The 13,314-nt window shown below is 51.3% G+C and carries 13 protein-coding genes and 1 riboswitch; of the genes, 2 read left to right on the top strand and 11 right to left on the bottom strand.

All coding sequences use genetic code 11. The annotated features are described in order from the left end of the window. Nucleotides 1–13: 13 nt before the first annotated feature. From A372_RS0121900 to cobD, 5 genes are all read right to left on the bottom strand, one after another. Nucleotides 14–1,030 carry an ABC transporter substrate-binding protein gene (locus A372_RS0121900; protein WP_019423046.1) on the bottom strand — a complete coding sequence of 339 codons (1,017 nt, stop codon included), beginning with the start codon at nucleotides 1,028–1,030 and terminating at the stop codon, nucleotides 14–16. 311 nt (nucleotides 1,031–1,341) lie between these two features. Beyond that, nucleotides 1,342–1,552: riboswitch (cobalamin riboswitch) on the bottom strand. 181 nt (nucleotides 1,553–1,733) lie between these two features. Next, the gene (locus A372_RS0121895; protein WP_019423045.1) at nucleotides 1,734–2,504 is read right to left on the bottom strand and encodes a histidine phosphatase family protein; all 771 of its coding nucleotides are present in this window, start codon (nucleotides 2,502–2,504) and stop codon (nucleotides 1,734–1,736) included. A 117-nt stretch (nucleotides 2,505–2,621) separates the two neighbouring features. Beyond that, a complete protein-coding gene (cbiB, locus tag A372_RS0121890; RefSeq protein ID WP_019423044.1) occupies nucleotides 2,622–3,587 on the bottom strand; it encodes an adenosylcobinamide-phosphate synthase CbiB in 966 nt (321 codons plus the stop codon). Nucleotides 3,588–3,715: 128 nt separating this feature from the next. Continuing rightward, the gene (locus A372_RS0121885) at nucleotides 3,716–4,453 is read right to left on the bottom strand and encodes an adenosylcobinamide amidohydrolase (protein ID WP_019423043.1); all 738 of its coding nucleotides are present in this window, start codon (nucleotides 4,451–4,453) and stop codon (nucleotides 3,716–3,718) included. Nucleotides 4,454–4,508: 55 nt separating this feature from the next. Continuing rightward, nucleotides 4,509–5,597, bottom strand: coding sequence for a threonine-phosphate decarboxylase CobD (gene cobD / locus A372_RS0121880; RefSeq protein ID WP_019423042.1), 1,089 nt, complete (start codon nucleotides 5,595–5,597; stop codon nucleotides 4,509–4,511). Between the two features lie 328 nt (nucleotides 5,598–5,925). Here cobD and A372_RS0121875 point away from each other — a divergent pair, with 328 nt between their 5' ends. After that, on the top strand, nucleotides 5,926–6,390 hold the full coding sequence (locus A372_RS0121875; protein WP_019423041.1) for a hypothetical protein: 465 nt from the start codon (nucleotides 5,926–5,928) through the stop codon (nucleotides 6,388–6,390). Nucleotides 6,391–6,502: 112 nt separating this feature from the next. Here A372_RS0121875 and A372_RS0121870 read toward each other — a convergent pair whose 3' ends face one another. Continuing rightward, nucleotides 6,503–7,060 carry a nitroreductase family protein gene (locus A372_RS0121870; RefSeq protein WP_019423040.1) on the bottom strand — a complete coding sequence of 186 codons (558 nt, stop codon included), beginning with the start codon at nucleotides 7,058–7,060 and terminating at the stop codon, nucleotides 6,503–6,505. Between the two features lie 143 nt (nucleotides 7,061–7,203). Between A372_RS0121870 and A372_RS0121865 the strand changes: the two genes are divergently transcribed. Beyond that, nucleotides 7,204–8,208, top strand: a complete 1,005-nt coding sequence (locus tag A372_RS0121865) for a lipoate--protein ligase (RefSeq protein ID WP_019423039.1) — start codon at nucleotides 7,204–7,206, stop codon at nucleotides 8,206–8,208. Between the two features lie 130 nt (nucleotides 8,209–8,338). Here A372_RS0121865 and A372_RS0121860 read toward each other — a convergent pair whose 3' ends face one another. The 5 genes from A372_RS0121860 to A372_RS0121840 all read right to left on the bottom strand — a co-directional run bounded on the left by A372_RS0121860 (nucleotide 8,339) and on the right by A372_RS0121840 (nucleotide 12,959). Continuing rightward, on the bottom strand, nucleotides 8,339–9,196 hold the full coding sequence (locus A372_RS0121860) for a MurR/RpiR family transcriptional regulator (RefSeq protein WP_019423038.1): 858 nt from the start codon (nucleotides 9,194–9,196) through the stop codon (nucleotides 8,339–8,341). A gap of 536 nt (nucleotides 9,197–9,732) precedes the next feature. Next, nucleotides 9,733–10,056: a YrdB family protein gene (locus A372_RS0121855; protein WP_019423037.1), complete on the bottom strand. Its 324-nt coding sequence runs from the start codon at nucleotides 10,054–10,056 to the stop codon at nucleotides 9,733–9,735. Between the two features lie 154 nt (nucleotides 10,057–10,210). Further along, nucleotides 10,211–10,900: an N-acetylmannosamine-6-phosphate 2-epimerase gene (locus A372_RS0121850; RefSeq protein WP_019423036.1), complete on the bottom strand. Its 690-nt coding sequence runs from the start codon at nucleotides 10,898–10,900 to the stop codon at nucleotides 10,211–10,213. A gap of 144 nt (nucleotides 10,901–11,044) precedes the next feature. Then, the gene (locus A372_RS0121845; protein WP_019423035.1) at nucleotides 11,045–11,935 is read right to left on the bottom strand and encodes an ROK family protein; all 891 of its coding nucleotides are present in this window, start codon (nucleotides 11,933–11,935) and stop codon (nucleotides 11,045–11,047) included. Between the two features lie 163 nt (nucleotides 11,936–12,098). Then, a complete protein-coding gene (locus tag A372_RS0121840; protein WP_019423034.1) occupies nucleotides 12,099–12,959 on the bottom strand; it encodes a MurR/RpiR family transcriptional regulator in 861 nt (286 codons plus the stop codon). Nucleotides 12,960–13,314 lie beyond the last annotated feature (355 nt).

Genomic DNA, 13,314 nt, shown 5'->3' with positions numbered 1-13,314 from the left:
TTCTCCACATCGGTTATTTCACCAAGTCAGGGTAAATCGCTTTTGCAACGGCTTTGAGCCCCTCCGCCACACGAGGTCCCGGACGGCTGATCAAATTCTGATCCACAGCGATAACTTGGTTGTTTTTAATCGCGTTAATGTTATTCCACCCGCTGCGTCCGCGGATGATTTCTTCCAATGACTTGTTCGTATCCTGGTCGACAACCCCTTGGGTGTACAAAATGACGTCTGGATTCGACTTGATGATGTTCTCCTCGTTGATTTGCACCCAGCCTTCCGCATCCGCTGCTACGTTCGCAGCGCCGGCAAGCTCGATCATCTCATTCATGAACTCACCGCGGCCTACTGTCCAACCTGGGGAGAACTCAATGTAGACTTTTTTCTTGTCGGTAACGCTTTGCACAGCAGTTTGTACTTCTTCGCGCGCTTTCTTCATTTGCTCAACGACTGCTTGCGCTTCTTTTTGACGATCCGTAATTTGACCGTACAGTTCTATGTTTTTAATAACGTCATCATATGTCTTCGGTTCCACTTTGAAAATTTTAATGCCCAGCTCGCGGAATTTGTTCACGACTGGCTCTTTCATGGAGATGCCGGTGAAGACAATATCTGGCTTCGCTGCAATAATCGCCTCTTCATTCGGCTTTACGATACCGCCCATCTTCGCCTTCGAAGCGGCTGCTTCTGGATAGTCGTCATAGTCGGATACCCCGACGATTTGTTCATCCAAGCCAAGAGCAAACAACGACTCTGTCTCTGCCGGCGACACCGAGATGATGCGCTCCGGCGCTTTGTCGAAGGTGAACTCTTCACCAGTGACGTCTTTCACAGTAAGCGGATATGTCGTCTTCGCAGCGTCATCCTGCTTCGATTGCTCTGTATTGGAAGCTTCTTCATTTGTGTTCTCCTGCTGCGCCGCCGTGTTGTCGGAAGGCTTCACTTCCTCTGTGCTCGCGCCGCAAGCCGTCAAGCTTACTGCCAAAATAACTGCCAATACGGCTGCCAATGTTTTATTCAGCCATTTGTGCATAAATGTCCCTCTCCCTTGCTTAATATATTCCTTGAGTGTGAATCGTCTTCTGTGAACTGGAGCAAACGCGGTAAACGCAGCGCAATAATGGTCAGGTGACGAGCATATCCCTTCATCTATGTACAATAGGTTGTCAAAGAACACAGTGTTAAAAAACCCCCGATCCTGCGGATCGGGGGACTTCGTCTCACTTAGCCTATAAGGTACGACACGGCATAGCCAGCGTCATGCTTGCCGCAACAGCGGTATCGACAGCGTCTTGCATTGCCTCATGCCATACTTCGTAGACGTGATCCCTTCCGCGAAGGATATTGCTCGTCTATCTTCAGGCAGGTCTCCTGACTTAGGAGCTGCACGTTGCCGCTCGCCTTCCCGTCGCCGCATCCGAACATCTGTACATCCGGCGCCGCATCGACAGTGGCTTCATGAGCGCAACACTCCATTCACAGTGGCGGGACCGCGCCGGAATTTCACCGGCTTCCCTATTAACCTTGGGCATGGATCATATATTAGATCGGATCAATCGTATCCGTACACGCAAGGGCCTGAAGAAATTGCACTATTCATTTGTCCGTTCAAGCATTGAACTTGATAATAGATTATAGGGGAAAAGCTCCGTTCTTGCAATAAGGTTGCTCACAAGGGCAACCTGTCTCCCGATACAAATCAACAATCCGGCCATCTCGCGCCCCGGCTGCCCCCGCTATAGAGAGGGAAAACGCTCAGCGCGCAGGAACACCCATTTGCGCGCGCAACGCTTCGCCGTAATCATAACACCGCCGCCAATCGGCGCAGCCGCCTCCCAGAACGATTTGCGCGGGAATGCGAGCGTGTGCAGTCTCCGTACAATGCCGCCGTGGGTCACCACGAGCACGTCCGGGCGCGCCATTCGGCCAGACGCACCTTGCACGAAGCGGTCAGTCCGAATCCGAGCTTTTCGGTTCCTGCTCGTTCGCAGTGGACGATTCTGGGTGCGAGCCACACCTGACTGTTCCGGCACGGTGCGGATTTGCGCCCGCGCATTTCTCAGTATCTCCCACCATACATGTGCCGTACGCGTGCAGAATGACTGCCACGGTTCTCCCCGCGGCGGCTGCACGGACGACATATCATCCAGCCACTTTCGATATTGGGGCTCTTCCTTCAGATCGTTATAGGTCAAGCCTTCCCACATGCCGAAGTCGTACTCTCGCAGCCGTGTATCAACAGATGCTTCTCGGCTGTCGCGAGGCCGCAAGTACGCGATCGTTTCGCGGCAGCGGCGCATATCGCTTGTGTAGAGGATCGGAGCGGGGTGCGCCAATGCCCGGCGCAAAGGCCCCAGCTCCTCTGAAGCCTGTGGCAGGATGGAATCATCCGTATAACTAATATAACGCCGTTCTACATTCGCCTGCGTCAATCCGTGCCGCACGATCGCGAATCGCACGATGGTATCTCGTACGCCCTTTTTTCTGCGTACATTCCGTTTGGACATCGCACCTCTTGTTACCATTCCAGATGGGCTTGCTCCTGATCGGCGCCTCTTCTGACGGGGAGCTTTATATTGTCGTGTCAGTCTCATTTCATTCTTACTCCTTCATCCGCCATTCATCTACAGGAGCCATCCCCCGCGCGCATATAGCAGCACGGCAGCGATGACTGTGAAGCCCAGTGTACTGCCTGTCAGCAGACTGCAGGCAGCCGGAATATGCTGTGCTTGCAAAGGCTGGACCTCGTCTCCCATATAAGCACGCAACGATCGTACGCCCTTATACACATTATATCCACCGAGCCGGACACCAAGCGCCCCGGCTGCAGCTGCCTCCGGCCAGCCGCTGTTCGGGCTCGGGTGCCTCGGCGCGTCACGCTTGGCTGTCTGCCAAGCCCGCGTCCCGTCATATCCCTTCATCCAGGCGCATATCGCCATGAGAACTGCCGTCAAGCGGGCCGGAATCCAATTCGCAATGTCATCCAGCCGCGCGGAGGCCCAGCCTAAGTTGCCGTACTTCTCATTTTTATAACCGACCATCGAATCGAGCGTATTTACCGCCCGGTACGCCATAGCTAACGGCGCCCCACCGATAAGCGCGTAACATAACGGGGATATGACGGCATCCACAATATTCTCGGCTACGGTTTCAACCGTAGCGCGCACGACTTCAGGCTCGTCGAGTTCATCCGTATCACGTCCGACAATCATGCCGACTTCACGCCGCGCACCGTCGATGTCCCGTGCGGCTAACCGCTTATACACCGCCATCCCCGCATCCTTCAGTCCTTTGGTCGCAATCGTCGTGCCGATAAGAATCGCTTCGGCCGCCCATGCGAGAGAGAAATGAATTTCATGGAGTCCCCATAGCAGCGCCCATGTCAAAGCATAAGAGCCTCCAACGACGATGACCGGGAGCAGGATGCCGAGCGGCTTAAGCGCCGCTTCCGATGATGCCGCCTTGCGGATAGCATGCTCCAGCGCCGTGATCGCCTTTCCTATCATAATGACGGGATGGGGAATCCAACGAGGATCACCTATAATCCTGTCCCATATATATGCTGCTGTGATGATGAACGCCGCTATCATTTCTTCCCCACCTTAATTGTTGCACCCGCATTCATTTACTCTAACTCGACAGCTCATGCTTTGAGCTTCTCGGTTCTGAAAAGGGTTCTTTTTGAACATGCGCTATCAGCGCCTCAACGATTCGAGCGTTATGGAAACAACCGTCCGTCATCTTCATGCTGAGTCATAACCGCTTCCGTAACGGTCTTGTACACAAGCCGCCCAATTGCATTTCCAAGCGTGGTTGCTGTGCCCGCATAGGAATGCACTTCGGTATCGCGCCCGCTATCAAGCACCGCAAAAGCAATCGCGTCGGTCGTCGTTCCCGTCGCTATGCGCTCTGTCTCTTTATCATAAATATGTAAATCCGCTAGCGCCGCGCATTTCGCTTCCGTCGCCGTCATGAACACATTCCATACTGCCGCATCAGACAGCTTGCCATCCAACACGATTATCGTGTTTATCGTGCCAGGCTTGAGCGGTTCATACGCCGAGAATACTTGGCGAGGCAGTCCCGCACGAGCCGCATTGCTTGTCCCTGCCGTCGTAACACACAGCAACGAGCAGCCGTCCCCATGCTCCTCCGCGACTGACGCGTGAGTCACTTTTGCGGCCGTCATCAGGCCGACGGTATCATCTGGCTCATATCCCCATTGCTCGCACACGCCCTGCATATACTTAACCGGATCGGAACAATCGAAGCCCTTGCGTACCATGCAATTCAAGATTCGGCTTCCTGCCCAGCTGCCGCCATGGTAGGCAGCACTGCTCCAGATGGGTACCCGCTGCGGCAAATCGACCGTCAAATGTTCCTGCCCCCAGCGGACATGAACGTCCGCAATACATTCGGTTGTATAGGCGCGCGCACCGTCGCGATAAGGCTGCATCGTTCTCCCCCTTGTTCCCGTTTTACTAGTAACAACGCTCTCTAATAACATCCTTTTAATGTAACACAGCTTGTACTGAAACCGCCAGATGTTCATTTAACGTTCGATTTTTAATTGCAATCCGGAAGTCGCCCGCCTTCAACCCTGTATACATATCGCAGTTGCGGATTAATATCCCTCTGCGCCCCAGTTCCTCCTGCAGCCGCTTCGCCGTCCAAAGCGCCGGTGCCCGGCAGAGCAGAAAGTTCGCTTCACTGGGCCACGTTTTGATACCGAGGCTGGCTAGGCGCTCGCGCAGCAAGGTCCGTTCCGTCACGATCAGCTCGCGCGTCGCTCGAACATAATCGTCATAATGCTTATCAGTGAGCAGAGCCTCTCCGGCAGCAAGCGCCAGTCCGTTGACGCTCCACGTCACCTGCTTCGCGCTCATCGCTGCAATCAACTCGGGATGAGCCACCGCATAGCCCAAGCGAAGGCCGGGAATGGCATAAAATTTCGTCAGCGAACGAATGATGATCAGCTGCTTATATTGATGCTGGACCGGAAGCAGTGAAACCTTCTCTTCCTGCGGTAGAAAATCAATGAACGCTTCGTCGACAGCGAGCAGCGTATTCGTCTTCTCCGCCATGCGGGCTGCCCGCTCCAACCGTTCGCGGTCATAGACGATGCCCGTAGGATTGTTCGGGTGTCCGATGAATACAAGATCGGTCTCCAGCATGAGCTGATACAGTTGTTCCTCCGTTGCCTGAAATCCTGCTTCCTCTTGTCCAACCACCGTTACGACATCCGCCCCGAATTGCCGTGACAAGGCTTCGTATTCCGAGAAGCAGGGGGCGATGACGCCGACGACCCGCGGCTGGAACGCAAGCAGAAGAAGCGCCATGCACTCAGCGGCGCCATTGCCGATGCCTATTCGTTCCTGTGGGACCTGCAGCCTGGCAGACAGTGCCGCTTTCATCTTCCGATGGCCCGGATCCGGGTAGTGAACGATACCCTCCAATGCTTGCTGCAACCGTTCCGCCACAACCGGCGGAGGTCCGAGCGGATTAATGTTAGCGCTGAAATCCAGAAATGCCTCACTCGATACGCCGAACGTATCCGCAGCCGTCCACACATCTCCTCCGTGTCCGAACCGTTCTATCATAGACATGTCAGCCTCCTTGTCCAGAAATCGACTATCTTTATATCAACATGCCCCTACTTGCAACTCCCCTGCAGAAGCTGTTATTATCAGCCAAGGGTCGATAAGATGGGGCGCTCATTTTAGAGGTTGTTGAACACGCGCTTATATCGTTTCTATTCGTACATTATGCGTAACGTTCCGGCGTTCGTCAAACGATTTTTCCTTTTCAACGAAATGCCGAAAAACATTGGAAAATCGCACACTATTACACATCTGTTAAATGTTGTATAATCACTGTACACTCTACATTTCGGCCGGAGTCGTCATGTAATTCGGAGGAGGGATAATTATGTCGGTGCATCACAAAACATCCTGGGCCTCTCTCAGCGCCGCCATCATTGTCACCATCTACTATGCAACGGTCCTGTTCCGCCTCAAGGGAGATATCGGACTGTACAGTACGGAAATGATGGCACTGGCTCGCAACGTCTTCGGCACTGCAGTAGTGGTTCAAGCCGTCATGTACTTTGTCAATTTCATGTCCAAGGACGAGCCTGAAGATAAAGATGTGGCACGCATGGTCTCGCTGCAAGCGAATCAGATGGCACTTGTCTTTCTCGTGCTTGCAGTCGCATGCTGCGCCGCCTATCTCATTTATGTGTCCGACACGCGCACTCTGCTGCTGTCTCCGCTTGTATGCGCCCATCTTCTCGTCAGCGTGCTGCTCTCGGCATGGATTATTAAGTATGCGGTAGAGCTGTTGCTGTATTATCGTTACTTGAAGCCGGACGCCATGGACCATCCACAAAAATGAAAACGATTACTTCTGAGGTTATAGCACAAAACTGCTGTGATAGCGCAAAGAAAAGCGCAGAGGCCTGTTGGCTTCTGCGCTTTTGTTGTTCATAATCGAATAATGAAGCCGTTTAGTTCAACACAGTGAAAAGTTCTTCCGCTGCTGTACGCGGGCGGGCCTTAGGCGCTTCGTCGAAATATCCGAGGCGAAGCACGCCGACGATTTTCTCTCCCGGATTGACTCCGGCAAGCTCGCGGAACTTCTTATTGTAAATGTAATCGCCTGTGTGCCACAGCATGCCAAGCCCCTCTTCCCAGCCAAGCAATTGGAAGTTCTGAATGAGGCAGCTGACCGCCTCCAAATCCTCTTCCCAAATGGCCGGGCGCGGGTCCTCCGGCATGACGACAATCAAATAGGCCGGAACATTATTCAGGTGATTTAGAAACTTCTGCTTCTGTTCATCGGTTGCATCTTTCAGCTTCGTCTTGTCCAAGATGGTCATCAGGCCGTTAACAAGCTTCGATTTGCCCTCTCCTTCTGCATAGATGAAGCGCCATGGCTCGCGGAGCCCGTGGTTCGGCGCCCACACCGCATCATCCAACAGTCGAAGCACCAGGCTTCGATCTACTGGTTTATCATTAAATTCATGAATACTCCGACGTTCACGAATAATAGAAGCAATGGACATGTTCGTCCTCCTTGGTTCAGCACTTATTACCGTGCATGTATTTACTATAATCCATTATATGTGATAACGATTATCAATATCAAATCTATTTTGTGTTTTTTCTTAAATCGATTACAATAATATCATAAGGAGGCGGACGAGCAATGAAATTTATCGATAATCAAGGCATTACCGATCCCCGCATGAATCTCGCAATCGAGGAGTTCGTGCTCAAGCATTTACCGCTGGAAGAAGACAGCTATTTATTGTTCTATATCAATGAACCTTCCATCATTATCGGGAAGAACCAGAATACGATTGAGGAGATTAACTCCGAATACGTCAAAGACAACCATATTCACGTGGTTCGCCGCCTATCCGGCGGCGGCGCCGTGTATCACGATATAGGCAATTTGAATTTCAGCTTCATTACGAAGGATGACGGTCAGTCGTTCCATAACTTCCGCAAATTCACTCAGCCCGTCATCGATACGCTGCGCTCACTCGGTGTCGATGCAGACTTAACAGGGCGCAATGACATTCAAGTCGGCGAACGGAAGATTTCCGGCAACGCGCAGTTCTCTACACGCGGCCGCATGTTCAGTCACGGCACGCTGCTCTTCCAATCAGAGATGGAGCACGTCGCTTCGGCGCTCAAGGTGCGTCAGATCAAAATTGAATCCAAAGGAACTAAATCGGTCCGCTCCCGCGTAGCCAACATTTCCGAGTTCCTGAACGAGCCGCTCACCATCGAGCAGTTCAAAGCAGCCATTCTCCGCCACATCTTCGGTGTAGAGCCAGACCAAGTGCCGCAGTACAAGCTAACCGCTGAAGACTGGGAGACGATTCATCGCATTTCGGAGGAGCGCTATCAGAACTGGGATTGGAACTACGGCCGATCCCCGAAATTCAATGTCGAGCACTCGAAGAAGTTCCCGGCGGGCATCGTCGACGTGCGCATGGACGTGGCGGATGGCATCATTCAATCGATGAAAATATACGGCGACTTCTTCGGTGTCGGCGAGGTGAGCGATATCGAGGCACGGATGGCCGGCGTCCGCTATGAAGAGCAGGCGGTAAGAGAGGCGCTCGAAGAAATGAATGTCGAGCATTATCTCGGGAATATATCCAAGGATGATTTCATCGGCTTGGTGATGCTCCAGGAGTAGAGTGAAGCAGCGCTTCGCCGGATAACCGGCGGAGCGCTTTTTTCTCTCTCTGCGCCCGATGCCCGCAGCTGCAATAGTGCAGTTCAGCCGCCCGCTTCGCATTCAGGCCGTTGGTATTTTTCATGTCGACTCAATACAGCTTATCGAGCACGGACTTCGCCGTCTGTTGAATCGCATGGTACGTCTTTTCCTTCGCTTTCAATGCCACGGCCGTCGATAGGATGTCCAGCGCGTGAATTTGCGCCATCTTCGACGAGAAAGCCCCTCCTTGCAGCGGCGTTTCCCGCGAACGAATGAGCAGGATCGAATCCGCATACTTCGTAATCGGTGACTTCGCATGGCTCGTCAGACAGATGAAATACACGTTATTTTCCTTAGCCAGCCGAATGGTATCGACCAAGTCCTTCGTGCTGCCTGAGGTCGAGATACCGAAGACGACATCATTAGACGACATCAACGTCGCATTCATGGCCATTACGTGCGGATCGGTTACCGCTTCCCCTACGAAGCCGAGACGCATGAAGCGGTACTGGGCATCCATCGCCGTCATCGCAGATGAGCCGACTCCCATGAAGAACAAGCGCTGGGCCTTCAGAATGGCATCGACCGCCTTCTGCAGCTCGTTCATATTAAGCAGCGACAACGTATGCTCTAACGAGGCGATGTTCTCCATCGTCATCTTCTGCGCCACGATGGAGAGCTCATCGTTCTCTTCGATTTGGCTTTCCTGATGCTTCAGGGGCGTCACTAAATCTTTGGCTAGCGACAGCTTGAAATCCTGGTAGCTCTTAAAGCCAAGGTTGCGACAGAACCGCAGTACCGACGTTTCTCCGGCATCCGCCTTCTCCGCCAAATCCGTAACCGTGGCATACAGCACCGAATCGGGATCTTTCAACACATAATCGGCAATCTTCTTCTCCGTCTTCGTCAACGATGGATACATACTGCGTGTAAGCAGCAGCGTATTGGTATGTTCGCCTGCGATCATGAACGAATCACCTCATTTTCTTCGCTTTTCGCACAGTTCACATTGACAGCGCTGCCAGTATCGGCCGTTCGTTTGTCTGGCCCAGCAGTTCACTCTATGGAACTGTACTAGCCCTATCATCTAGGCGATGTGTTACAGCGCTTTCTTGTATGACTTGATATAAGTGGTTTTTCAGTTATCCACAGGGATGTGTTTCGGTCTGTCCGTTAGCAAGTTCGTTAGCAATCGGCTAGCAACTTTCCACCACGATTTAACCTGTTTCTACCTAGATTATAATGTATTCTCTGAATTAACTGCAATGAGATGCCTAAATGATTCCATCCACAAAAAATATTTGACAAAATCTACACGTTCAATGATGTCTGAGACATTTTGAACACCGAGGGTATCCATTATCTTCACAAGGTTGCCAGGCGACAAGTGACGCGCTTAGTTCTTTGCCATGTCATCGACTGTATTCCAAACTTACGGATAACCGCAATTATTATGTAAGCATAAGAAAAAGCCGCTCGTTTGAGCGACTCTCGGTTAATAGTTTATTGTTTGAAAGCAAATAGTAAGATTCGACTGATGAACGCTGCCGCGACAAAAATCATGCTGAGTTTGGTTTGTCCGGAATAATATAAGGCAACTGCCGCTGACCCAAAGACGGCAATCTCGACAGCCAATCGTGCAAGCTCGCCGATGTCGTATGTCGCCTTTGGAGACACAACTAAGCCCCAAACGATAGCAGCCAGCAGCGGTACGCCAATGCCTAACACGATTTTAATAAGCAATCCGTTTCCGGTTCGAAATCCCCAATATCCTAAACAAGCTAGAGCGCATAACTCCAAAATAAATCGCAAAGCCAGATTCGCCATTTTTATAATCTCAATATTCGTTCACCATCCATGCTTTTCCTTGATTACAGTTCATTTAAGTAGCATTTATTACTTCTTGATAAATGTTGCCTCATCCTCCTCTTCGCTTACCCACGTATACGTCTTATCGTTGTTAGAAGAAAGTGACCGTAATTTACTTGGTATGCTGTTCAATTTCAGCAACAAACGCTTGGGTAATCAGCTGCGGCCTCGTAATCGCCGAACCGACGACAACCGCATGCGCGCCAAGCTGCAGCATGTGAGCCGCCTGCGATGGCAAGTTGATTTTTCCTTCGGCAATGACCGGGATGCGCAAAGACTTGACAAGCTTCTCGACCAGCAAGAAGTTCGGCATCGCATCCTGCGGAGAATACGGAGTGTAGCCGGACAACGTCGTCGACACGCAATCAACTCCCAAGGATGCGGCATACAGAGCTTCCTCTTCTGTAGAAATATCCGCCATAACCGTCTGCTGATGCTGCTTCGCATAGGCGATTATCTCCTCTAATGTTTCTCCGTTCGGACGCTTGCGGCGCGTGGCATCAAGAGCGATCATATCAACGCCAACGTCAATCAATTCTTTCACTTCGGTCATGGTCGGCGTAATGTAGATGTCGCTATCGTCATAATCCCGCTTCACAATACCGATAATTGGCAGGGCCGTGAGCTGCTTAATTTGTTCAATATCCTTCGCCGTATTTGCCCGTATTCCCGCAGCTCCGCCCACTTCAGCAGCCATCGCCATCTTCGCCATCAACGCGGATCCATGCAGAGGCTCATCTTCTAAAGCTTGGCAAGATACGATCAGCCTGTTTTGTATTCGTTCCAATATGTGCTTCTCCATAACGTCCAACTCCCATTGCTAGTCTTAACAATCTTTTGAACGGCTTCCGTACCGAGCCCTACCTCGAACATCCGGCTCCAAGGCATATAACTATCACGGATGTGAATGTCATAGCCAGGATCCTGAAGCCTTTTTGAACTTCGCTTATAGTCTTTCCCACACCATCTTGGCCGCTCCGATGGAACCGGCTTGATTCCCCAGCTTGGCCGCACTGATTGAAATGTGAAGCCCCAGACGTTCCACCCGCTCTTCCAACATGTCCCACCACATCGACTTGGAATCGACCATTCCGCCTCCGAGAAGGATCGTCTGCGGGTTAATGCCAAGATGGATATTATGAATGACGATAGTTAAATAATCGATGAACTGGTTCAGCACAGACGTAACGGCAGGATGGCCCTTCTCATATGCTTCAAATACCTCGACGCCCGACGGAAATTGAATATGCGCCGCCTCTGTGGCCGTTTGAACAAAAGCAGTGCCGGATATGTACTGCTCGATACAGCCCCGTTGACCGCAATTGCAAGGACGCCCATCAGGCACCAAAATGACGTGTCCCCATTCCCCTCCATTCCACTGCGCACCTCTTACGATCTTGCCGCCAATCCGATTGGCCCCGCCGACGCCCGTGCCTAGCGTCAGCATCGTCACGTCGGAGCAGCCTGCTCCCGCCCCGAGCCAGCACTCGCCAATAAGCGCCGTGTTGGCGTCGTTATCTACGCACACCCTGCGATGAAATACAGACTCTATCTCTTCCTTGAGATTACTTCCCTGCCAGCCTGGCAAATTATTAGTGGCGTATACGATTTCGCCGGTGTTCACATTGACCCGGCCTGCGGTGCCGATTCCGATACCTTCGCTGTCGGGATGCTGTTCCAGCAGCTGCCAGATGACATCCTTCACATTGGCAAGGATGCAGTCTTTGCCTTTGGCAGCATCTGTAGCTTGCTTCGTCTCGCCGACAATGTGCCCGTCTTGATCGGCGACGATCCCTTTAATCGAAGTACCTCCAATATCAATTCCAATCGCCTTCAAGTCCTTCTCCCTCCTCATGCCCTTTTACCAAGCGAACAAAACGGAATTAATCGTTTTTATAAGTATATATAGTGGATATATTCTTCTTATATACATATGTATCGCCGCTCAGCCCGGGATAGCACAGGCTAACGACGATAAATCGTAACGCTGCCAAGCAAATTTAATACAGTTTGTCGGAGATTGATTTTGCAGACAATTCTCTAAATTTCAACGCTTGTTCCTTCATATGAAGCGACACAGCCACGTTCAGAATATCGATGACGGCAAGCTGTGAAATTTTGGCGGCCAACGAGCTGCCTTGCAGCGGATTTTCACGTGCTACAATGAGCAGGATGATATCCGCCACTTTTGTAATCGGCGACCTGGCATTGCTAGTTAACGCAATCACCTTCGCTCCCGTTTTTTTCGCAATCATCAAGTTCTCGATCGTGTCCTTCGTGCTTCCAGAAATCGAGATGCCTACCGCGACGTCCTCTTTACTCATAAAAGCGGCTTGCATTGCCTGGAAATGAGTATCCGTCTTGGCGCTGCTTAACTTCCCGATACGGGAGAACGTGTGCGCTGCCTGCACTGCCGTCAAGCCCGAGGATCCTACGCCGAAGAAGAAAATGTTCTTCGCTTCAATCAAGGCTTCAATGGCTTGCCCCAGTTGACCCGGATCGACTAATTCACGGGTTTGCTCCAATGTATTAATGTGCGTGGCCACAATTTTCTGGCTCAGCACTTCCGGCTCATCCGTTTCGTTCACCGCCTGATGCAAATGCTCCGTCGGCTTCACCAAATCTTGCGCCAAGGACAGCTTGAACTCTTGAAACCCTTGAAACTTTAATTTGCGGCAAAACCGCAGCACCGTCGTCTCTCCGACATCGGCATTTTCAGCAAGCTCGGTAATGGAATGGTAGATGACATCTTGCGCATTTTCCATAATATATTGAGCTACCTTCTGTTCGGTCTTCGTCAATCCATTCAGGTGACTCCGAATGTTAAGCAGTGTTTTTCCCGTCTCATTGCCGCTAATCACATCTAATCCTCCTGTTCGTTCCGGAAGGAACGCAAATCTGTCGCTTGCCCGATAAAGAGCAGTTTCATTTTGGAATAAATCTTTCTTTTTATAATTAATGGAGGTAGTATTCTCCTTTATTCTTTTATATTATATGCAAAACTAGCGATTTGCAACAAAATGCAACCTAAAATTTGGTCATCATCTCTTATATAGTTAAATATTTAAAACTATACAAAAGGAAAACGCCGGAGAAGGAACCCCCGACGAATTTAATAGAGATTATCGGAGCGATTGAGTCGCGCCTTACGCTTTTGTAGCCGTATTACGGGACGCACGCCGACCGTTGCCATGCCCGCTCCGCTTGCACTGCCTT

Source organism: Paenibacillus sp. OSY-SE, assembly GCF_000283315.1.
Lineage (GTDB): Bacteria > Bacillota > Bacilli > Paenibacillales > Paenibacillaceae > Paenibacillus_B > Paenibacillus_B profundus.
This window is presented reverse-complemented; position numbering and strand designations above follow the sequence as displayed.